Consider the following 19,475-nt stretch of genomic DNA (forward strand, 5'->3'; position numbering starts at 1 on the left):
GCAAGAGGTGCCTAGGCTCGGCGGCATGGCACACGGCACCACACACCACCACCCCGCAGACGGCTCCCACCGGCACGGCCACCACCCGGCCGCCCACCACCACCCTCAGGCGAACGACACCGGCGACGAGGCGCTCGCCGGGATGCTCGAACTCGACGCCGAGGTCATGCGCGGGCACTTCACCGCACTCACCGACCGCCTCGCCGCGCTCGCGGACGGGCAGCCGGTGCGACGGATCCTCGACCTCGGCAGCGGCCCGGGCACCGGCACACTCGCACTGCTGGACCGCTTCCCCGACGCCGAGATCGTCGCCGTCGATCTCTCCCCGCAGATGCTCCACCGCCTGCGCGGACGGCTCACCGAGCGCGGGGCCGCCGACCGCGTCCGCACCGTCGAGGCCGACCTGGACGCGCCGTGGCCCGACCTCGGCGGCCCCTTCGACCTGGTGTGGACCGCCGCCGCCCTGCACCACCTCACCGACCCGGCGGCCGCACTCGCCCGGATGCGCGAGGCCCTGCGGCCCGGCGGCATCCTCGCGGTGATCGAGACGGACGGCGTGCCGAACGTCCTGCCCCAGGACGGCAGCACCCCCGACGGCCTGGAGGACCGCTGCCGGAGGCTGATCGCCGAACGGCACACGGCACAGCTGCCGCACCTCGGCGCCGACTGGAGCGCACCGCTCACCGACGCCGGCTTCACCGTCGAGGCGGTCGAGGACATCACCGCCGACCTGCAGCCGCCCCTGCCGGCGACCGCCGCACGCTACGCCACCGCGCTTCTCCACCGCCTGCGCGACGCCGTCGCCGACCGGATCGCCCCGGCCGACCTGGCCGCCCTCGACACCCTCCGCGAGAACGCCCCCGACCGCCTCACCCTCCGCACCACCCGCACCGCCTACCTCACCCGCCGCCCGCCCCAGCCGTAGCGGGGGCGCCTCGCGGTACTGCCGCCGACCCTTCCGGGCCGGTCACCGCCCGCCGAGACGGGGCGGGCGGTGACGGCGGGCGGTGACGGCGGGCCCGGGAGGCTACTCCACCGTCCAGCCGATGTGGCCGATTCCGGTGCTGTAGAACGCGCAGTGGCCGGACGACTCGCCCACCTGCCCCGGCTGGATGGTGACGGAGTTGCCGGTGACGTCCGGTGCCAGACCGCAGACGATGTCGGCGTGGACGGTCACCGGACCGCCCGTGCTGTTGGCGCAGTCGACGCCGCCGTACAAGGGGTCGTTGTTGTGGATCCAGGTGGTGCAGTCGAGGCCCGCGGCGATCCGTGGCGGGGCGGTGGTCGCCGCGGCAGCGGTGCCGGTTGCGGGCAGGGCGGCGGCCGTGGTGGTGAGGGCGGCTGCGGCGGCGAGGGCGAGCAGGGTGCGGGCGAGCTTCATCGCGGCTCCTGGGAGTCTGGAGGTCTGCCTGACGGTTCATCGGGTGACCTCCCCCACCCCCATGGGACGTACACTAACTCTTTGGAGTGGAAACCGGACTCAGCTGGAATGATGAACGGATGAGCGACACGACGGAGTGGGTCGAGGGCGGCGAGTCCGCCTGCTGGCTGGACCGGGTGTGCCCGGAGTGCGGGCGGCTCGACGACCGGCCGGTCGTCGAGCGCTGCCGCGCGTGCGAGGCGACCGCCGGCGAGGAGCAGCGCCCCGCCGGCTGACCGCACCGGCGTCAGTCGGCGTCGAGCACGACGAGCTGCTCGGCGATCCGCTGCGCCGACCACTCGACCAGCCACGCCGTGTGGTCGGGCGCGTAGCCGCGCGGCGCGGCCTCGACCCGCATGATCAGGGCGAGGTAGATCCGGTACAGCGCGAGCCGGACGCGGGCGGCCCGGTCGAGGACCAGCCCCGGCATGACGGAGCGGTAGCCGGCGAGCAGGTCGGGGTCCTCGTCCTCGGGGGTGCCGAGGGCGTCGAGACCCACGAGTTCGGCGAGCGGGTCGCCGAAGAACGCGCGTTCGCCGTCGATCAGTCCGGCGAACTCCCACCCGTCGGCGCTCGGCGTGAGGATGACATTGCCCTCCCACGCATCGAAGTGCACCAGTGCGGGGCGGCGCACCTCGGCGAGCTCCCGGGCGAACCGGGCGGGCAGGGCGCCGAGCACCGCCGGGTCGGCGGGCAGCGGCACGTCGAAGCGGTCCGCGTCGGCGAGCACCGCGGCGAACATCCGGGCGAAGGCGGTGGGCCAGTCGGCGCCGCGCAGCGCCGGGTCGGTGGCCTGGGGGTAGCCGAACTCGGGGCCGGTGACGGTGGCGATCCGGGCGGCGGTCTCGCCGAGTCGGCGGCGCAGCCCGGCACGCTGATCGGCGCCGAGGTGCTCCTTCTCGTGGTCCCAGGTGGTGCCGTCGAGGTACTCCAGGAGCAGCCATTCGCCGGGTGCCTCGGGCCGGTCGGCCGAGCCAGGCGGGTCGGCGGGCTGATGGTGGATCACCTCGGGGACGCGGACGCCGGTGGCCGCGGCGAGCCGGTGGAACCGGCGTTCGGTGCCGAGCAGGCCGGTCTCGTGGGTGAGTGCGGGGAGGCTCGCGGCCGGGGCGCACTTGAGCACCAGGCGCCGTCCGTCGGCGAGTTCGACCCGGCGGGCGGTGTTGTAGAGGCCGCCGGTCAGGGCGGTGACCGCGACCACCTCGACCGGGCCGAGCGCGTCGCGCAGCAGCCGCGCGACGGCGGCGGTCTCCTGTTGCCGGTCGGCGGCGGGCCGGGCGGGTGCGGACATGGCGTACTCCTGGGCGACGAGCGGCGTGCGGCAGCGGTGTGCGGGCAGGGCGGACAGGCCGACCGCGACCGCGCGGCGCAGCGGTGGCGGCGCCGCACCACTTCTGTCGAGGCTTGAATTTACTCCCCGGCACCCGCCTCCGGCCACCCTGTTTGAGCGATCACCGGCCCGCGACCCCCGCCCACCTTGCGAAACAGCACCGGTCGACGGCCGAGATCGGCCACCGGGGCGGTGCGGCGGCCCCACACCGCCCCGGGGTCGGGCACCGCGGACAGGGCGAGCAGGCGCAGCAGGTCGCACGCCGCACCCGCCGGATCCGCCCGCGCCGCCACCGGGTCGAGCGCGCCGGACACGGCGCGCAGCTCCGGCCACAGCCCGGCGGCGAGATACGCGACGGGCTCGCCGTCGAGTGCGGGGTGCGGGCCGGAGTCGGGGTACGGCAGCCAGACGCCGACGGCCACCAGGAATTCGGGGTCGACGGGCGGGTCCCCGGCGCCGGCGAAGCGAAGGTCGATGCTCATGGCCGCCGACCGTACCCGCCGCCACCGACAACCGCTCCGCACACGCCCCCTGACGGACCGTGACCGAACCCGTCGGACGCCCCGCCCCGCCCGACCCGCCGCCCCGCCGGCTTGCCCGACGACGCAGCTACCGGACGGGCCTCGCCGGCCCCCGCAGCGGCAGGGTGCGGCTGTAGACCACGCTGGTGGTGGTGCTGCCGAGCCCGGCCAGTTCGTCGACGAGGGTCTCCAGGTGCTCCATGGAGGTCGCCGCGAGCTTCAGGGTGTAGCAGTCGTCGCCGGTGGTGCGCAGGCATTCGAGGATCTCCTGCCGATCGGCGAGCAGGCGCCGCAGCGGCTGGTGCCGGTTGCCCGGGTACTTCAGCCGGACGACGGCGAGGACCGGATAGCCGACCTTGGCAAGGTCGACCGTGGCCGCGTACCCGGTGATGACGCCCTGGGACTCCAGGCTGCGCACCCGCTCGGTGGCGGCCGAGGGGCTGAGTCCGACCCGTCGGCCGAGCTCGCTGAGGGAGATCCGGGCCTCCTGCTGGAGCTGTTCGAGGATCGCCCAGTCGGTGGAATCGAGATTCGCGGCCATGTGCCGAATCTACCGGGAATTCCATGGCACCGAGGGACTGATGCCGGGAGAAGTCCGTTCCGTTGCTGCGGATCGCGGGGATAGCCTCGGGGCATGCAACTTGGCGTCAACGTACCGAACTTCGGGCCGGGGACCGATCCCGGCGTGCTCCGCGCGTGGGCCGAGACCGCGGAGGGGCTCGGCCTGGACCTGCTGATGCTGTCGGACCACGTGGCGGTGACCCCGGACGTGGCGGAGCGCTACCCGGAGCCCTTCTTCGAGCCGTTCACCACGCTCTCCTGGCTCGCCGGGATCACCACCCGGATCCGGCTCGGCACCACCGTGCTGGTCCTGCCGTACCGTCACCCGCTGCTGGTGGCCCGGATGGCGGACGGCCTGCACCGGCTCAGCGGCGGCCGCTTGGTCCTCGGCGTGGGGGTGGGCTGGGCGCGCCAGGAGTTCGAGGCGCTCGGCGTCCCGTTCGCCGACCGCGGCAGGCTGACGGACGAGTGCCTGGCGGCGCTCCGGGAGGCCCTGGCCGCGAACGGCGGGACGCCCGGGGTGCCGATCTGGGTCGGCGGCCACAGCCGGGCGGCGATCCGCCGCGCCGTCAGGTTCGGCAACGCGTGGCATCCGCTGCGCCTGCCGCCCGACCGGATGGGCGCCGTGCTCGCCGAGCAGGAGCTGGCCGGGCATCCGCTGCCCGGGTTCGCCCCGAGGATCGCCCTGCGCCTCACCGACGGGCCGGTCGAGGAGGCCGGGAGGCCGGCCGGTGTGGGTACGATCGAGCAGGTCGTCGGGGACCTCGACCGGCTGCGCCGACTCGGCGCGCAGGCCGTCGTCCTGGATCCCTACGACGGGGATCCGCAGGAGACCCGCCGGCCGCAGGAGGCCTGGCGGGCGCTCACCGCCGTTGCCACGCACTGGAGGAGCGCAGCATGATCACCACCGCCGACGAGGCCCTGCTCCGGCGCGCCGTCGCCATCGCCGCCGAGGCCGTCGCGCAGGGCGACGCGCCGTTCGGTTCGCTGCTCGCCGACCCGGACGGGACGGTCCTGGCCGAGGACCACAACACGGTCCGCCGGGACAACGACATCACCGCCCACCCGGAGCTGAAGCTGGCCCGCTGGGCGGCCCGCGAGCTGGACCCGCAGACGGCCGCCCGCACCACGATGTACACCAGCTGCCAGCCGTGCGGGATGTGCGCGGGCGCGATCGTCCGCTCGGGGCTCGGCCGGGTGGTGTTCGCGCTGGCGACCGACCAGCTCGTCGAGCTGCACCCGCAGGCGGGCGACTGGCCGACGGTGCCGCAGGACGGCCCGGCGCTCTTCGACGAGGCCCGCGGCCCGGTCGACGCGTACTACGGGCAGAGCTGACCCCGGACCGGGCCCACGGTGAAATGATCACCGTCCCTGACGGCCTATCATCTCGACATGGCTTCCGCTGAGTTGATCCGCATCGTCTCCCGGTCCTCCCCGATGGCGCTCGCCCAGGTGGAGCGCGTCCGGGCCGAGCTCGCCGCGCTGCACCCGGGGATCCGGACCGAGGTGGTGCCGGTCACCACCTCCGGCGACCGGTGGATGGGCGACCTGGCGGCGCTCGGCGGCAAGGGCGCGTTCACCAAGGAGGTCGACGCGGCGCTGCTCGCGGGCGAGGCGGACCTGGCGGTGCACTGCCTCAAGGACGTGCCCGCCGACCGGCCGCTGCCCGCCGGCACGGTGTTCGCCGCGTACCTGGAGCGCGACGACATCCGCGACGCGCTCGTCCACCCGGGTGGTCTCACCCTCGACCGGCTCCCGGCCGGGACGCGGATCGGCACCTCCTCGGTGCGCCGGATCGCCCAGCTCGCCGCCTCGCACCCGCACCTGGAGTGCGTGCCGATCCGGGGCAACGCCAACTCGCGCCTGGCCAAGCTCGCGGCCGGCGACGCCGACGCGCTGCTGCTCGCCGTCTCCGGCCTGGAGCGGATCGGCGAACAGCAGCGCATCACCGAGGTGCTGGGCGTGGACGCGATGTGCCCGCCGATCGGCGCGGGCATCCTCGCCCTGCAGTGCCGCCAGGACGACACCGTCACCATCGACGCGGTCGCCGGGCTCGGCCACCCCGGCACCTGGCGGGAGGCGGCGGCGGAGCGGATGTTCCTGCACGTGCTGCAGGGGCACTGCAACTCGCCGATCGCCGGCTACGCCCGGGCCGAGGCGGACGGGCGACTGTCGCTGCGCGGCCGGGTGTTCTCACCGGACGGGAAGACCGTCCTGGACGCCCACGTGTGGGCCGGCTCGCTCGGCCCCGAGGACCTCGGCACCGCCACCGCGCTCGAACTCAAGCGCCAGGGCGCCGCCGACCTGATCGGCTCGATCGCGCACTGAGCACCGGCCTTTGGCGCCCCCTCAGGCGCGGGCGCGCAGCATCTCCAGCGGCGGGTGGGCCAGCAGGTCCGCCCAGAACTCCTCGCCGCGCTCGCGCAGGCCCGCCTCGGAGATCCGCAGCGGCACCCACTCCAGCTCACCGAAGCCCGCCGCCCGCAGGCACTTCTCGTAGGACTCGCGGCGCGGCGCGCTGGAGACGATGGTGATCGGCTGCGGGTCGAGCATCGCGGTGACCCGCACCTTCGGCCCGGTCTCCAGCTCCTCGCCGGTCGGCTCGCAGCGGAAGCCGTACGTCTCCAACGACGCGCAGTCGAACGCGTAGTCCGGCTTCTGCGCGAGCAGGAAGAACTCCCCGCCGGGCACCAGGCTGCGGTGGATGTTGCGGCACATCCGCTCCATCTCCGCGAGGTCCTGGGCGTAGTTGAGGCACTGCACGCCGGTCGCGATGTCGAACCGCTGGTTCAGGGAGCGGAGTTCGATGACGTCTCCGACCTCGTAGTCGACCCCGAGCGGCGCGCGCCGCTCGATCTCCTTCGCGGCGGCGATCATCTCCACCGAGATGTCCACGCCGAGCACGTCCGTCGCGCCGCGGCGCTTGAACTCCCGGCTGTAGAAGCCGGTTCCGCACGCCAGGTCGAGCACCGACCGGCCCTTCACGTCCCCCACCAGGCCGAGGAAGCTCGGCACCTCCCCGAATCGCGTCAGCGGCAGGGACTTGAATCCCTCGAACGCCTCGCCGATCGCGTCGTACTGATCCACGCCCATCGCGCATCCCCCATCTGCTGCCGCACCCGGCACCGTTGCCGGCTCGCGGTCGTGGCCGAAATCCTGCCCCGCCCCGGCTCCCGGCCGTACTGGCGGATGACACAAAGAAGTTGGCCGTTCCACGCCGTCTGCCTCGGCTTTTCGGGCAGGACCGAAAAGCGGCGACACCGGGGCGGGCCGGTGACACGCTCGGCGGGTCCGCGTCCTGACCACCCATCGGGAGGTTCCCGTGCCGCTGTCCCGTCGCACCCTGCTGTCCGCGCTGTCCGCCGCTGCCGGCCTGCTGCCCGTCGCGGCGGCCGACCGCGCCTCCGCCCGACCGCGCCTTCCGGAGACCTACGTGGTCTCCGACGAGCCCGGAATCCTGCCCGAGGGCATCGCGATCGGCCCGGACGGAACCATGGTGGTCGGCTCCGACGGCACCGGCCGGCTGTTCAGCGGCCACGTCGACCGACCCCGCCTCCAGCCCTTCCCGGCCGCCGGGATCCCCGAGCGGACCAGCACCCTCGGCGTCCGGCTCGACCCGGCCGGGCGGGTGGTCTCCGTCGGCGGCGCGGTCCTCTCCGTGCACGGGCGCGACGGTGCGCTCATCTCCCGCGCCACCGCGCCCGACGGCCCGCTCGGCCCGCCCCGGCTCAACGACCTGACGGTCACCCCCGGGGCCGTGTACGTCACCGACTGGGCCAACCCGTCCGTGCTGCGCGCCGAACTGCGGGCCGGCCTGCTCGGCCCGCTGGAGCCCTGGCTGGACTTCCGGCCCGCCCTGCCCGGCTTCCCCGCGCAGTACTGGCTGCTCAACGGCATCGTCGCCGACCCCGCCGGCCGCACCCTGCTGGTCGCCTCCAACGGCACCGAGACCCTCTGGCGGGTCGACACCGCCACCCGCCGGATCGACGCCGTCGACCTCGGCGAACCCTCCTTCGGCCCGGACGGCATGGTGCTGTCCGGCCGCACCCTGTACGCGGTGCTCAACTACGGCGCCCCGACCGGCGTGTACGTCGCCCGCCTCGACGGCGCCCTGCGCACCGGCCGGGTCGTCCACCGCATCACCGACGCCCCGCTCGTCTCGCCGACCACCCTCGCCCGGCACGGCGGCCGCCTCTACGTCGTCAACAGCCAACTCGACACCCGCCCGGGCACCCCGCCGTACACCGTCACCGCCCTCCCCGACCCCACCTGCACCGGCCGCTGAGCCCCGACATCCCCTGGACGGAGTATTCGGGGTGCGGAGATCTTGACGTGGGCCCGTCGTAGTGCTCGGATCTTGCCAATCGATGGAGGGAGAGGTCGACGTGGACCTGAGGGTGACCTGGTGGGCGTGGCTGGTGGCACTGGCCGGACTGGTGACGCTGATCGTGCTCGGGCACGAATAGGCACCACCGCGCACGCACGGCCTTCGCGACGAGGCCCCGGCCCGACGGCCGCGGCCTCGTTGCCGTGCCCGCGCATGCGCGTACCCGCGCTCAGGGCGTGAGCAGCAGGTGCAGCAGCTCGAGGGCGTCCCGGAGCCCGTGCGCGTCGACCGGACCCATCTCCAGCTGCAGCTGGCACACCTCGTCGTCACCGTTGCGCGTCAGTCGGGCGAAGACGGCGTAGAAGTCCTCGACCGGTTGAATGCCCAACTTCAGCGGGTTGTTGCGACCCTCGGTGACGACCGTCGAGACGTAGCCGCCCTTCGACAGCGCGGTGAGCGTCCGCGTCGCGAAGTCCGCGACCTCGCCGTCGGTGAGGCACACGGCGAAGTCGGCCGTGAACGTCGAGCACCAGTCGGCCGTGACGCGCCACTCCCCCTCGTCGGCGCGCGCCAGCTCCACCCAGGAGGTGGTGTCACCGATGCGGATCTTCCGCTCGACCATCGTCCTGCCCCTCGGTCCGTCCCGCCGCTGCGAACGGAGAGCCTAGCGTCAGGGGGTGTCAGCCGACCTCGAGGTAGGTGAGGACGAGGACGGTGCGGCGGGCGGTGACGTAGTAGATCAGCCGGACGACGTCGACGGGGTCGGTGTAGTCGCGCAGTTCGGGGCTGGTGCCGGGGATCGGGATGCCTAGGGTGGGGTCGGCGGAGAGTGCGGCCAGGGCCCGGTCGAGGGCGTGGATCTCAGTGGGGTCGGTGAGCCGGGCGACCTGGCGTTCGGCGACGGCGGTGAGGGTGATCTCGGCGCGGCGGCGCGGGCGGCGCATCAGCGGTGTCTGCCCGGGGCGGAGCCGTCGGCACCGGTGGCAGCGGTGGCGAGTTCGGCGAGGCGCCGGTCGCGGACGGTCTCCCACGGGGTGCAGTCCTCGGCGTGCGGGAGGCCGTTGCGGGCGAGGTCCTCGAGTGCGGCGGCGAGCCGGTCGGCGCGTTCGCGGTGGGTGGCGGCATAGGCCCGGACGGCCGCGGCGGACTCCGCCGACAGCGTCCGGCGGCCCGTGGTCTCGGCGTCGCTCATGGCGTTGCTCCCCCTGGTGCGGTGTGTCAGCCTCCACGGTAGTTCCGCCGGCCCGCGGGCGTCCCGCGAACGGCTTCGCGTACCGACCGGTAGCAAAGTCCGGTCCGAGGGCTATCGGGGGCCGCCGGGCATCCTGATAATGGGCATGCCAGTCGGTGGCGGACGGTGCATCAGGGGAGGTGCGGGGGCGTGTTCCTGAACGAGACTCCGATCAGCAGGCGCGGTTTCGGACGGGCGGCGGTGGCCGCCGGGCTCGCCGTCGCCGGCACGGGCCTGGCGGGCGGACGCGCCTCGGCAGCGCCGCGGCCGCTGGCCCTGCCGGGCGGGGCGGACTGGATGGGCGCTCTCGACCCGCAGTTGTCGCTCGCCCGGCTGACGGTGCCGGGCACGCACGACTCGGGCGCCCTGTACGGCGGCGCCCTGGCGCAGACCCAGACGCTCCAGATCGCCGATCAACTGACCGCCGGCGTCCGGTTCCTGGACGTCCGCTGCCGGGCGATCGACGGCGTGTTCGCGATCCACCACGGCTCGATCTTCCAGAAGATCTTCTTCGGCGACGTACTGAACCGCTGCCGGGAGTTCCTCGCCGCGCACCCGGGCGAGACGATCCTGATGCGGGTGAAGCAGGAGTACTCGGGCGTCTCCGACGCCGAGTTCGGCGCGATCTACGCCGACTACCTGTCCCGCTGGCCGGGGCTGCTGCTCGGCGGGGACCGGATCCCCCGGCTCGGCGACGTGCGCGGCCGGGTGGTGGTGATCGCCGACAACGGCGGGGTGGCCGGGATCCGCTGGGGCGGTCCGCTGACCGACATCGAGGACGACTACCAGATCGGCACCATCTTCGAGCTCAACTCCCGCAAGTGGCCCGAGGTGTCGGCGCACCTGGACGCCGCCAGGGCCGCCACGGACCCGCAGCGGCTGTTCCTGACCTTCACCTCCAGCTCCGGCTGGGGCCTGTGGCCGCGCCAGGCGGCCGACGCGATCGGGCCGAAGCTCGCCGGGTACGTCGCGGGCCTGAACCACGCGGGCCGGCCGGTCCTGGGCACGGTGCCGATGGACTTCGTCACGCCCGACTCGGTCCGCACCCTGTACGCGCTCAACTTCGGCGTCTGACAGCCCGGCGGCTCAGCCGCGCAGTCCGTCGAGGACGACCTGGCGGGCCCGCCGGGCGGCGTCGGGCCGGCCGTCGAGGTGCTGGAGCATCCGACAGGTGCCGACCAGGATCGCCGTCAGCTCCGGCACCTCCAGGTCGGTCCGGACCGCGCCCGCGCCCTGCGCCGCCGCCAGCAGGCCGCCGAGCGCGGCGCTGACGGCACGTCCGGCGTCCGAGACGGCGGCGTGCACGTCCACGCCCGCGTCGGCGAGGGCGGCGGCGTACGCGTTCTTCACCGGCGAGCGGTCCACGACCAGGTTGAAGAAGTCGAAGAACGCCTCGGCAGGCGGACAGCTCGCGGCGAGCTGCTGCGCCTCCTCGGCGAGCCGCTCCAGGCGCCGCACCAGGACCGCTTCGAGCAGCGCCTCCTTGGTCGGGAAGTGCCGGAAGACGGTCGCGATGCCGACGCCCGCGGCCCGGGCGACCTCCTCGGTGGAGGCCCCGGGGCCGCGCTCGGCGAAGACCTCCTCCGCAACCTCCAGCAGCCGGGCGCGGTTGCGCCGCGCGTCGGCCCGTAGCGGCTTGGCGGTGGTGCCGCTCTGCTCCTGACCTGCCGTCACCAGTTCTGCTCCCCCGTGCGATCGACGCCTGGACAACCGGAGTGGCCTATCCGTATCGTCGGAAACGGAGTTGCCAATCCGATTCTACGATGACGGCCGCACCGGAGGTCAGCCATGCCCTCGTCCGACCCGCACCACTCCTCCCCCACGCCCCGCACCGTCTCCGGGCGCCTGCTCGAACGGATCTCCGCCGGGCGCTGGGACGACCTCGCCGAGCTCTACGCGCCCGACGTCGAGGTGGAGTTCCCGTTCGCGCCGGTGCCGCCGCACCGACTGCGCGGCCGGGAGGCGCTGCGCGAGCGCTTCGCCGCCCTCCGGCACCCGGACGCACCCCGGCTGCGGGCCGAGAACATCCGGATCCGCGACACCGACGACCCCGAGCTGGTGGTCGCCGAGTTCGACTACGAGGTCCACCTGCCGGCCACCGGCCGCACCTTCCGCACCGCCAACGTGCAGGTGCTGCGCGTGCGCGACGGCCTGATCGTGGAGTCCCGCGACTACCACGACCACCTCGCCTTCGCCACCGCCGCTGGCCGCGCCGCCGACCTGCTCACCGCCCTCGGCGGCTGACCGGCGCGAACGGCCGCCCCACCCGGGCACGCCCGCTGCCCGCCGCCCGCCCGCCGCTCGCCGCTCGCCGCTCGCCGCTCGCCAGGAGTGTCGCGGGGAGGTGTCGCGGGGGCCGAACCCTGGGAGACTCCGGACATGGGACTCTTCCGGAAGCCGAAGCCGAAGAACCAGGCGGAGCCGTCCACCGCGCCGGGCCCCATCGACCTGCCGGGCGACGGGACCGGCGGCACCGCCGCGGAGGAGCTGGCGGCGCTGGCCGGGGAGATGGAGGGCTCCGAGGCGGCCCGCAAGCGCGGTGCCCGGCGGGCGGCCGCGCTGGTGGCGTCGGTCGGCCGGGTGCTCGGCCGGAGCGGGCTGGCCACGGCGCGCGGCCTGGGGATCGGCGGCAAGGCGATGGCGGACCGGCTGCTGCAGACGGCGCCGCGCATCCCGGTCCGTGATCTGGCCACGCTGCGGGCGCAGCATCCCGGCGCGAAGGATCCGGAGGCGCTGGCGGACGTCCTGGTGACGGGGGCGACCCGGGCCTCGGCGGCGGTGGGCGCCGGGGTGGGCGGGGTGGCGATGCTGCCGGTGCCGCCGGCGATGCTGGTGGAGCTGGCCTCGGAGACGCTGGTGGTGGCGTCGCTGGAGGTGAAGCTGATCGCCGAGCTGCACCAGGTGTACGGCCTGCCGGCGACCGGCACGGTCACCCAGCGGGCGACGGCGTACGTGGGTGCGTGGGCGAACAGCCGGGGCATCGACCGCAAGGCGCTGGCGAACCCCTCGGGCGTGGCGGCGGTGGCGGGGCTGGCGGTCGGGGCGGAGGTGCGGCAGAAGGTCCGCCGCCGGCTGACCCGCTCGACGTTGCGCAAGCTGCCCTCGCTGACGCCGATGCTGGTCGGCGCGGGGATCGGCGCGATGCTGAACCGGCAGGACACCGCCAGGCTGGCGAAGCGGGTCCGGTCCGACCTGCGGGCCCGGACCGGGGCCGAGGCCCCGGCCGGGTACTGGGCGGCCGCGGCGCCGTCCTGACCGCCGCGACCGCCCTCCGCTGCGGCATCTGCTGAGACCTTCGCTGAGGCCTTCGCTGAGGCCTTCGCTGAGGCCTCAGCCCTGGCCGAGGACCTCGGAGACCAGGGCCCGGGCCTCGTCCTGGACCTGGGTGAGGTGCTCGGAGCCGTTGAAGCTCTCGGCGTAGATCTTGTACACGTCCTCGGTGCCGGACGGGCGGGCCGCGAACCAGGCGTTCTCGGTGCACACCTTGAGGCCGCCGATCGCGGCGCCGTTGCCGGGCGCCTCGGTGAGGATCGCGGTGATCGGCTCGCCGGCCAGCCGGTCGGCCTTCACCTGCTCGGCGGAGAGCTTGCCCAGCAGCGCCTTCTGCGCCCGGTCGGCGGGGGCGTCGACGCGCACGTACGCGGGGTCGCCGAAGCGGGAGGTCAGCTCGCGGTAGTGCTCGGACGGGGTGCGTCCGGTCACGGCGGTGATCTCGGAGGCGAGCAGGGCCAGCAGGATGCCGTCCTTGTCGGTGGTCCACACCGAGCCGTCGCGGCGCAGGAAGGAGGCGCCGGCCGACTCCTCGCCGCCGAACGCGACCGTCCCGCCGATCAGCCCGTCGACGAACCACTTGAACCCGACCGGCACCTCGACCAGTTCGCGCTTCAGCTCGGCGGCGACCCGGTCGATCATCGAGGAGGAGACCAGGGTCTTGCCGATGCCCGCCGCGCCCGGCCAGTCGGCGCGGTGGCGGTAGAGGTAGTCGATGGCGACGGCGAGGTAGTGGTTGGGGTTCATCAGCCCGCCGTCGGGGGTGACGATGCCGTGCCGGTCGGCGTCCGCGTCGTTGCCGGTGGCGATGGCGTACTCGTTGCGGCGGCCGATCAGCGAGGCCATCGCGTACGGCGAGGAGCAGTCCATCCGGATCTTGGCGTCCCAGTCCAGCGTCATGAAGCGCCAGGTGGGGTCGGTCAGCGGGTTGACCACGGTCAGGTCGAGGCGGTGTGCCTCGGCGATCCGGCCCCAGTAGGCGACGGAGGCGCCGCCGAGCGGGTCGGCGCCGATCCGCAGGCCCGAGGCGCGGACCGCGTCGAGGTCGAGCACCGAGGGCAGGTCGTCGACGTACCGGCCGAGGTAGTCGTAGCGGCCGGTGGTGTCGGCGGCCAGCGCGCGGGCGTACGGCGTGCGGCGGACGCCGTTCAGGCCGGCGGCGATCAGCTCGTTGGCGCGGTCCTGGATCCAGCCGGTCGCGGCGGAGTCGGCCGGGCCGCCGTGCGGCGGGTTGTACTTGAAGCCGCCGTCGCGCGGCGGGTTGTGCGAGGGGGTGACCACGATGCCGTCGGCCTGCGGGCCGTTCGGGTGGGCCCGGTTGTGGGTGAGGATCGCCAACGACACCGCCGGGGTCGGGGTGTACCCGTCGGCGCTGTCCAGCAGGACGGTGACGCCGTTGGCGGCCAGCACCTCAAGCGCCGTCGCACTGGCCGGCTCGGAGAGGGCGTGGGTGTCGGCGCCGAGGAACAGCGGGCCGGTGACGCCCTGCGCGGCGCGGTACTCGCAGATCGCCTGGGTGGTGGCGGCGATGTGGTCCTCGTTGAACGCCGTGTCGAGCGAGGAGCCCCGGTGGCCGGAGGTCCCGAACGCCACCCGCTGTCCCGGCTCGGCCGGGTCCGGGTGCAGCGTGTAGTACGCCGTCACCAGGCGCGCGACGTCGATCAGGTCCTCGGGGGCGGTGGGCAGGCCGGCCCGCGGATGCACCATCAGGTCTCCTCCAACGAATCTTCGCGTTCGGTCCGCCGGGCGGCGCTGACCGGCACGGCGTCAGGGTAACAACGCCGGGCGACGGGGCCGTGACGGCGCGATGGCCGTTCCGGCCCGGGTTCCCGGCGCTGGCGGGGCGCATCGGCCGGACGGGAGGGCGCACCGGTCGGGTGGCACTCCGGCAGGTCCGGACGCGGGTTGTGGCAGCTTGGCCTGTGGCCGCCGCAGGCCGTACGGTGCACGGATGGTTCCGGTACCCGAGGAGTTCACCCGTACCACCGTCGGCCGCGAGGGCCCGGCGGGCGCGGCCTGGCTCGCCGAACTGCCCGCCCTCGTCGACCGCCTGCTGCTGCGGTGGGACTGCGCACCGGACGGGGAGGTGCTGCACGGCGGGGTCGGGCTGGTCGTCCCGGTGCGCAGCGCCCACGGGCCGGCCGCGATCAAGGTCTCCTTCCCGCACCCCGGGAACGTCCACGAGCCCGACGCGTTGCAGGCGTGGGGCGGGGACGGGGCGGTCCGGCTGTACGCGCGCGACGACGCGCGGTACGCGATGCTGCTGGAGCGCGCCCACCCCACCACCCTGGCGGCGGTCGCCGACGGCGACGAGGTGCCGGAGACCGCCGGCCGGCTCAGCCGCCGCCTCGCCGTCCCCGCGCCGCCCGGACTGCCCCGGCTCAGCGCGCAGGCCGACGGGTGGGAGGAGCAACTGCGCAAGGACGCCGCCGAGTTCCCGCAGGCGCTGCCCGCGCGGGTGGTGGACGCCGCGGTGGCGACCGTCCGCGAGCTCGGCCGCGAGCAGCCCGCGACGCTGGTCCACGGCGACCTGCACGCCCGCAACATCCTGCGAGCCGAACGCGAACCCTGGCTCGCCGTCGACCCGAAGGGCCTGGCCGGCGACCCCGCGTACGACGCGGGCACGCTGCTCAAGTCCCGTGCGGTGGCGCTGCTCGGGGCCGACGACCTGCCGGGCGCCGTCCGCCGCACCCTCGCCGTCTTCACCGACGCCGCCGAGCTCGACCCGCACCGCACCGTGCGCTGGGCCCAGTTCCACGGCGTCCAGGCCGCCTATCACGGCCGCCGCCACGGCTTCCGGATCGCCCGCAGCGGCCCCGGTCTCGACTGGCTGACCGCCTTCGCCGACCGTCTGGCGGCCTTCCTCACGGACGAGATCCCGTGAACCGCTCCCGCCCGCCCGGCCGTCAGGCGACCTGCTGCTGACCGTCCCCGGCCGCCGGGGCGGGCCCGTCGAGGCCGCGCTCGGCCTTGATCTCCTCCCAGGTGCGGGCCGCACCCAGGTCGACCCCGCGATCGGCCAGGTCCAGCAGCACGTACGCGAGGGTCGGGTCCTCCAGCGCGGCGTCCCTGGCGGCGGCGCGCAGCCCTTCGGCCTCCGTGGGGTCGAACACCATCCGCATCACGGCCTCCAGCACGTCGAGGTGACGGTGCATCGAGGCTAGCGCAGCATCGGCCCACCTCGGTACGTCGGCCGACCGCACCGGCCGCACGCCGCGAACTCCGCGCGGTCGACCGCCAGGACCGGCCCACCGTTGCGGCCGAGCATCCGAAGTCGGATCCGACGCGCAATAACCGCTGGTCGGACGGGGTCCGGGCGCGGCAGGATACCCGCATGGACGCTGCACTCACCCTGGCCTGGCGGCATGCCGCCGGGACGGTCATGCCCGAGGACCTGCCGATGGCCGCCGCCGAACTGCTGGCCGCGGATCTCGACAGCCCCGCGCTGCGGGACCTGGCGGGACGGGGCCGGGGCGACGACACCTCCGAGCTCACGGCTCTGCTTGCGCAGGCGATGGACGAACTGGGCGTCACCGTGCCGGACGACGACACCGCCGGTCGCTGCCTGCTGCACCACCTGGCGGCCGAGGTGGTGGCGGGCCGCGTCACCGCGTACGAGGCCACCCACTCGCTCTGGTTCGGCATGGCCGCGGAGACCCGTGCCGAGGTGGCGTTCATGCGGGCCGCGACCGAGGAGGACTACCTCGACGACCTGCTCCCCGGGCCCTTCGCCGCGTGGGAGCGGACCCTCCACTCCGCCGCCCTCGCCCTGGTGGCAACCGACCACCCCCTCGGGCCCGCCGTGAGCCCACCGGCGTGACCGCCCCGCACCGGACCTACCGGTACGTCGGCCCCGCGGACGTCCGGGCCGCCACGGTCGGCGCGCCCGCCGGCACCCAGCTCCGCACGGCGGAGGACCTCGCGAACTGGCTCGTGAGGCTGCCGGCCGGGGAGCTCGCGGAGCCGTTCACCTACGTCGTCGATCCGGCCGGGGTGCTCCGGCTCGCGCCGCGGCGCAGCGAGCACGTCGCCTGCGCGGCCGGGCAACGGGTACTGGCCGCCGGTGAGATCGGCTTCGGCCGCGTGGGCGGGCGGTGGGTGGTGGAGCAGGTCAGCAACCAGTCGACCGGGTACTGCCCGGACGTGGTCTCCTGGCCCGCCGTCGCGCGGGCGCTGGACCGGGTGGGGATCGACCGCCCGGAGGGCTTCACGCACGCGGTGGTGTTCCGCCGGTGCACCGCCTGCGGGGAGTGCAGCGTCGTCCGGGACGGCCACTTCGTCTGCGTGTTCTGCGACGCGAAGCTGCCGCCTGGCTGGAACGTCGATCCGGGCTGACCGGTGGATGTCAGGGGCGGCCGAGGAGTTGGGTGCCGGCGACGCTGTCGGTGTCGTGGGCGGTGAAGAACTCGGTGAAGCCGCGGACGAACTCCTCCTCGGTGATCCGGCCGTCGCCGTCGGCGTCGAGTTGGTGGAAGCCGTGGGTGAGTTCGGCGGGGTGCACGCGGGAGCCTCCGAACAGGGTGCGGTACTCGTCGACACAGAGCAGACCGCTGCCGTCGAGGTCGGCGGCGTGGAACATGGCGCGGACGGCGATGTGCAGGCCGTCGCGCAGGTAGTCGGGGTCGCGGTCGGCGCCGGCCAGCATGGCAATCACGAACTCCTCGCAGGAGATCCCGCCGTCGCCGTCGGCGTCCGTGGAGGCGAGCAGGTGGCGCCACCAGGAGTCGAAGGCGGCGTACACGGCGGATTCGCCCTTCTGGTCGAGTTCCAGCGGCCAGCAGGTGGTGTGGGCCATCGCGGCGAAGTCGGCGGCGGTCAGGCGGCCGTCGCCGGTCTGGTCCATGACCTGGTGGAAGAAGGCGGTGAGCCGGGCCGGCCGGCTGTCGCGGCGCGGGGCGCGCACCGGCCGGGGCGCCTTGGCGGCCGACCGTGAGCGTTCGCCGCTGGGCTGGGTGCGGTACCGGAGCCGGTCGGGCAGCCGCTCGGCGATCAGGCGGGCGGCGCGGTGGACCGTCCAGGACAGCGCGGCATCGGCGCGGCTGTGCGACAGGCCGGCCTTGGCCCGGAACTCGGGCGGCAGGTCGGCGAGGGTGAGCGCGGTGAGGAAGCGGGCGACGACCCGGCGCAGCAGGGGCCAGGCGGGGCGGAGCCGGCCGAGACGGCGCGGGGCGGGTGCCCGGGTGAGGACGGTGTACAGCATGTCCCGCGCGGTGGGGGTGAGTTCGAGGGTGTCGCGGATGGTGCGGCGGATGTAGTCCGGGACGTCGGCGGCGGTGGGCGGGTAGAGCTCGTCGGGGAGCGCGAAGGCCTCGCACACCTGCCGGAACTCCCGGTACAGCCGGTCGAGTTCGGCCGGGCGCAGCGGGCGGCCGGAGAGTGCGGGCAGCGCGGTCATCGCCTCGTACAGGGTGACCAGGACCCAGACGCGGACGGCCGGGTCGAGCGCGGTGTAGGGGCGGCCGTGCGCATCGACCCCCTCGATCCGGCGGTGGCTGCGTTCCAGTCGTTCGATCTCGCGTCGCAGGGCTTCGCGGTCGGAGAAGAACAGGCGCCGGCCGCTGTCCATGGTGTGTTCGATCCGCCGCCAGGGGTGGTTGCGGTAGGTCGAGAGCTGCCCCACGCCGGCGCCGACGGCGGGGTGGGCGTTCTGCAGGACGAGCAGGCGCCAGGCGACCAGGGCGATCCGCTGCTCGCCGAGGGTGCGGCGGAGCAGGGAGTCGGCTCCCGGCAGTGCGGTGTCCGTCATGTCCGGCCCCCCGATGGGTCGTCAGGCTGCTCGCGGGGACATACGGTCGTGGGCCGCCCCCGTGCCGGTCACTCTAGGTGTCCACCGGCCCGGAAACCGCCCCTCACCAGGGAAAACCACTCCCCCGGGTGATCATGACGGGGGCTCAGTCCCACCAGAAGGACCACTGGTCGGCGCCGACCAGCCCGCCGGCGTACTTCGCCAGGCTGCCGGGGCCCTGCAGGATGTTGTCGGGGCAGATGGCCAGGTGCTCGGCGGCGGTGCGCAGCGCGGCCGCGGTGTCGGCGGGCGGGGCGGCGACGCTCAGCACGAGGTCCGCGAAGCCCACCTGGACGAGGCGGGTGCCGAAACGGCGCTCCCAGTCCAGCAGGACGGCGGAGACCCTGGCGATGTCGTCCTCGTGGTTCTCCGGGCCGGTCCAGCCGCAGGCGGTCAGCGCCTCGGCGCCGGTCGCCGCGGCGACCAGGCCGATCCGCAGGTCCGGGTGGGTGGCGAGCAGCTCGGTGGCAAGGGCGCGGGCCGCCGCGTCGGGGTCGGTGCGACGGTCCGGGGCAGGCGCGGGGCCGGGCCAGCCGCCGGCGAACGGGGCCACCACCTCGGCGATCTCGGCCAGGTCCTCGGCGTCGTACGGGTCGCCCTCGGCGTCGGTGCCGGTGGCCTGCTCCCAGCCCCGGCGCAGCACTGAGGCCGGGTCGTACCAGTCCGGCTCGCCGGCCGAGCGACGGTCGAACTCCCCGGTCTCCCACGGGCGGAACTCGCGGTCCGTCCGGCTGAGCGGGGCGAGCAGCAGCGGCCACAGCCCGGTCTGCGGGTGCAGGCGGTGGAGCTGCTCCCACAGCCCGCGGGGCGCGGGACCGTCGCTCAGCCAGAGGACCGGCGCCGCGTCCTCGTCGTGGCCGTCGGGCTTCACCGGCCGTCCGGGCGGCAGGATTCCGGCCACCACGGCCGGCTCCCCGGCGGGCAGCAGGCGGCGCAGGTCGTGCAGGGCGTCGGTCATGCGCACAAGCTAAGGGCTGTCCCGTAACTCCGGAGACTGTTTGCCGGTGTCCGTTTCGACCTCCTCGGCCGG

The 19,475-nt window shown here is 74.6% G+C and carries 25 protein-coding genes; 12 read left to right on the forward strand and 13 right to left on the reverse strand.

Annotated elements, in window-relative coordinates; translation table 11 throughout:
• The first annotated feature begins 25 nt into the window (after window positions 1-25).
• Complete coding sequence (locus tag ACGFX4_RS30460) at window positions 26-925, forward strand: class I SAM-dependent methyltransferase (RefSeq protein ID WP_393081028.1); 900 nt, start codon at window positions 26-28, stop codon at window positions 923-925.
• Window positions 926-1,027: 102 nt separating this feature from the next.
• Here the strand turns inward: ACGFX4_RS30460 and ACGFX4_RS30465 are convergent, their stop codons facing one another.
• The gene (locus tag ACGFX4_RS30465) at window positions 1,028-1,381 is read right to left on the reverse strand and encodes a hypothetical protein (RefSeq protein WP_393081031.1); all 354 of its coding nucleotides are present in this window, start codon (window positions 1,379-1,381) and stop codon (window positions 1,028-1,030) included.
• Window positions 1,382-1,500: 119 nt separating this feature from the next.
• On the opposite strand from ACGFX4_RS30465, the gene ACGFX4_RS30470 reads away from it, so the two are divergent.
• Complete coding sequence (locus ACGFX4_RS30470) at window positions 1,501-1,656, forward strand: hypothetical protein (protein WP_393081034.1); 156 nt, start codon at window positions 1,501-1,503, stop codon at window positions 1,654-1,656.
• 11 nt (window positions 1,657-1,667) lie between these two features.
• Here ACGFX4_RS30470 and ACGFX4_RS30475 read toward each other — a convergent pair whose 3' ends face one another.
• From ACGFX4_RS30475 to ACGFX4_RS30485, 3 genes are all read right to left on the reverse strand, one after another.
• Window positions 1,668-2,711 (reverse strand): phosphotransferase family protein, encoded by a 1,044-nt coding sequence (locus tag ACGFX4_RS30475; protein WP_393081037.1) that lies wholly within the window; start codon window positions 2,709-2,711, stop codon window positions 1,668-1,670.
• 119 nt (window positions 2,712-2,830) lie between these two features.
• Complete coding sequence (locus ACGFX4_RS30480) at window positions 2,831-3,232, reverse strand: hypothetical protein (RefSeq protein WP_393081040.1); 402 nt, start codon at window positions 3,230-3,232, stop codon at window positions 2,831-2,833.
• Between the two features lie 127 nt (window positions 3,233-3,359).
• Entirely contained in the window at window positions 3,360-3,812 is a 453-nt protein-coding gene (locus ACGFX4_RS30485; RefSeq protein ID WP_393081043.1) for an Lrp/AsnC family transcriptional regulator, read from the reverse strand.
• Window positions 3,813-3,905: 93 nt separating this feature from the next.
• On the opposite strand from ACGFX4_RS30485, the gene ACGFX4_RS30490 reads away from it, so the two are divergent.
• From ACGFX4_RS30490 to hemC, 3 genes are read left to right on the forward strand one after another with little or no spacing between them, the layout of a single operon-like run.
• A complete protein-coding gene (locus tag ACGFX4_RS30490; protein ID WP_393081046.1) occupies window positions 3,906-4,733 on the forward strand; it encodes an LLM class flavin-dependent oxidoreductase in 828 nt (275 codons plus the stop codon).
• Window positions 4,730-5,167, forward strand: coding sequence for a nucleoside deaminase (locus tag ACGFX4_RS30495; RefSeq protein ID WP_393081049.1), 438 nt, complete (start codon window positions 4,730-4,732; stop codon window positions 5,165-5,167). The genes ACGFX4_RS30490 and ACGFX4_RS30495 overlap by 4 nt, the downstream gene beginning before the upstream one ends.
• A gap of 57 nt (window positions 5,168-5,224) precedes the next feature.
• Window positions 5,225-6,160 (forward strand): hydroxymethylbilane synthase, encoded by a 936-nt coding sequence (hemC, locus tag ACGFX4_RS30500; protein ID WP_393081052.1) that lies wholly within the window; start codon window positions 5,225-5,227, stop codon window positions 6,158-6,160.
• 21 nt (window positions 6,161-6,181) lie between these two features.
• On the opposite strand, the gene ACGFX4_RS30505 is transcribed toward hemC, so the two are convergent.
• The gene (locus ACGFX4_RS30505) at window positions 6,182-6,925 is read right to left on the reverse strand and encodes a class I SAM-dependent methyltransferase (RefSeq protein WP_393081055.1); all 744 of its coding nucleotides are present in this window, start codon (window positions 6,923-6,925) and stop codon (window positions 6,182-6,184) included.
• Between the two features lie 229 nt (window positions 6,926-7,154).
• On the opposite strand from ACGFX4_RS30505, the gene ACGFX4_RS30510 reads away from it, so the two are divergent.
• Window positions 7,155-8,117, forward strand: coding sequence for an SMP-30/gluconolactonase/LRE family protein (locus tag ACGFX4_RS30510; protein WP_393081058.1), 963 nt, complete (start codon window positions 7,155-7,157; stop codon window positions 8,115-8,117).
• A gap of 271 nt (window positions 8,118-8,388) precedes the next feature.
• Here the strand turns inward: ACGFX4_RS30510 and ACGFX4_RS30515 are convergent, their stop codons facing one another.
• From ACGFX4_RS30515 to ACGFX4_RS30525, 3 genes are read right to left on the reverse strand one after another with little or no spacing between them, the layout of a single operon-like run.
• Window positions 8,389-8,781: a hypothetical protein gene (locus tag ACGFX4_RS30515; RefSeq protein WP_393081061.1), complete on the reverse strand. Its 393-nt coding sequence runs from the start codon at window positions 8,779-8,781 to the stop codon at window positions 8,389-8,391.
• 58 nt (window positions 8,782-8,839) lie between these two features.
• A complete protein-coding gene (locus tag ACGFX4_RS30520; protein ID WP_393081064.1) occupies window positions 8,840-9,103 on the reverse strand; it encodes a hypothetical protein in 264 nt (87 codons plus the stop codon).
• Window positions 9,103-9,351, reverse strand: a complete 249-nt coding sequence (locus tag ACGFX4_RS30525) for a hypothetical protein (RefSeq protein ID WP_393081067.1) — start codon at window positions 9,349-9,351, stop codon at window positions 9,103-9,105. Before ACGFX4_RS30525 ends, ACGFX4_RS30520 begins: the two co-directional genes overlap by 1 nt.
• Before the next feature lie 189 nt (window positions 9,352-9,540).
• On the opposite strand from ACGFX4_RS30525, the gene ACGFX4_RS30530 reads away from it, so the two are divergent.
• Window positions 9,541-10,464 carry a phosphatidylinositol-specific phospholipase C gene (locus tag ACGFX4_RS30530; protein ID WP_393081070.1) on the forward strand — a complete coding sequence of 308 codons (924 nt, stop codon included), beginning with the start codon at window positions 9,541-9,543 and terminating at the stop codon, window positions 10,462-10,464.
• A gap of 12 nt (window positions 10,465-10,476) precedes the next feature.
• On the opposite strand, the gene ACGFX4_RS30535 is transcribed toward ACGFX4_RS30530, so the two are convergent.
• Window positions 10,477-11,064, reverse strand: a complete 588-nt coding sequence (locus ACGFX4_RS30535; protein WP_393081073.1) for a TetR/AcrR family transcriptional regulator — start codon at window positions 11,062-11,064, stop codon at window positions 10,477-10,479.
• A gap of 114 nt (window positions 11,065-11,178) precedes the next feature.
• Between ACGFX4_RS30535 and ACGFX4_RS30540 the strand changes: the two genes are divergently transcribed.
• Together ACGFX4_RS30540 and ACGFX4_RS30545 are read left to right on the forward strand one after the other, a co-directional pair.
• Window positions 11,179-11,634 carry a nuclear transport factor 2 family protein gene (locus ACGFX4_RS30540; protein WP_393081076.1) on the forward strand — a complete coding sequence of 152 codons (456 nt, stop codon included), beginning with the start codon at window positions 11,179-11,181 and terminating at the stop codon, window positions 11,632-11,634.
• 135 nt (window positions 11,635-11,769) lie between these two features.
• On the forward strand, window positions 11,770-12,645 hold the full coding sequence (locus tag ACGFX4_RS30545) for a hypothetical protein (RefSeq protein ID WP_393081079.1): 876 nt from the start codon (window positions 11,770-11,772) through the stop codon (window positions 12,643-12,645).
• A 75-nt stretch (window positions 12,646-12,720) separates the two neighbouring features.
• On the opposite strand, the gene pgm is transcribed toward ACGFX4_RS30545, so the two are convergent.
• Window positions 12,721-14,367 (reverse strand): phosphoglucomutase (alpha-D-glucose-1,6-bisphosphate-dependent), encoded by a 1,647-nt coding sequence (pgm, locus tag ACGFX4_RS30550; protein ID WP_393081082.1) that lies wholly within the window; start codon window positions 14,365-14,367, stop codon window positions 12,721-12,723.
• Between the two features lie 244 nt (window positions 14,368-14,611).
• On the opposite strand from pgm, the gene ACGFX4_RS30555 reads away from it, so the two are divergent.
• On the forward strand, window positions 14,612-15,544 hold the full coding sequence (locus tag ACGFX4_RS30555) for an aminoglycoside phosphotransferase family protein (protein ID WP_393081085.1): 933 nt from the start codon (window positions 14,612-14,614) through the stop codon (window positions 15,542-15,544).
• Window positions 15,545-15,566: 22 nt separating this feature from the next.
• Here ACGFX4_RS30555 and ACGFX4_RS30560 read toward each other — a convergent pair whose 3' ends face one another.
• Complete coding sequence (locus ACGFX4_RS30560) at window positions 15,567-15,815, reverse strand: hypothetical protein (RefSeq protein ID WP_393081088.1); 249 nt, start codon at window positions 15,813-15,815, stop codon at window positions 15,567-15,569.
• Window positions 15,816-15,994: 179 nt separating this feature from the next.
• On the opposite strand from ACGFX4_RS30560, the gene ACGFX4_RS30565 reads away from it, so the two are divergent.
• Together ACGFX4_RS30565 and ACGFX4_RS30570 are read left to right on the forward strand one after the other, a co-directional pair.
• A complete protein-coding gene (locus ACGFX4_RS30565; RefSeq protein WP_393081090.1) occupies window positions 15,995-16,480 on the forward strand; it encodes a hypothetical protein in 486 nt (161 codons plus the stop codon).
• The gene (locus ACGFX4_RS30570) at window positions 16,477-16,995 is read left to right on the forward strand and encodes a hypothetical protein (protein ID WP_393081093.1); all 519 of its coding nucleotides are present in this window, start codon (window positions 16,477-16,479) and stop codon (window positions 16,993-16,995) included. Before ACGFX4_RS30565 ends, ACGFX4_RS30570 begins: the two co-directional genes overlap by 4 nt.
• A 10-nt stretch (window positions 16,996-17,005) precedes the next feature.
• Here ACGFX4_RS30570 and ACGFX4_RS30575 read toward each other — a convergent pair whose 3' ends face one another.
• Together ACGFX4_RS30575 and ACGFX4_RS30580 are read right to left on the reverse strand one after the other, a co-directional pair.
• Window positions 17,006-18,406 (reverse strand): oxygenase MpaB family protein, encoded by a 1,401-nt coding sequence (locus ACGFX4_RS30575; protein WP_393081096.1) that lies wholly within the window; start codon window positions 18,404-18,406, stop codon window positions 17,006-17,008.
• Window positions 18,407-18,551: 145 nt separating this feature from the next.
• A complete protein-coding gene (locus ACGFX4_RS30580) occupies window positions 18,552-19,403 on the reverse strand; it encodes a DUF4253 domain-containing protein (protein ID WP_393081099.1) in 852 nt (283 codons plus the stop codon).
• Window positions 19,404-19,475 lie beyond the last annotated feature (72 nt).

Origin of the sequence: Kitasatospora sp. NPDC048365 (genome assembly GCF_043200835.1) — a bacterium.
GTDB classification, from domain to species: Bacteria; Actinomycetota; Actinomycetes; order Streptomycetales; family Streptomycetaceae; genus Kitasatospora; species Kitasatospora terrestris.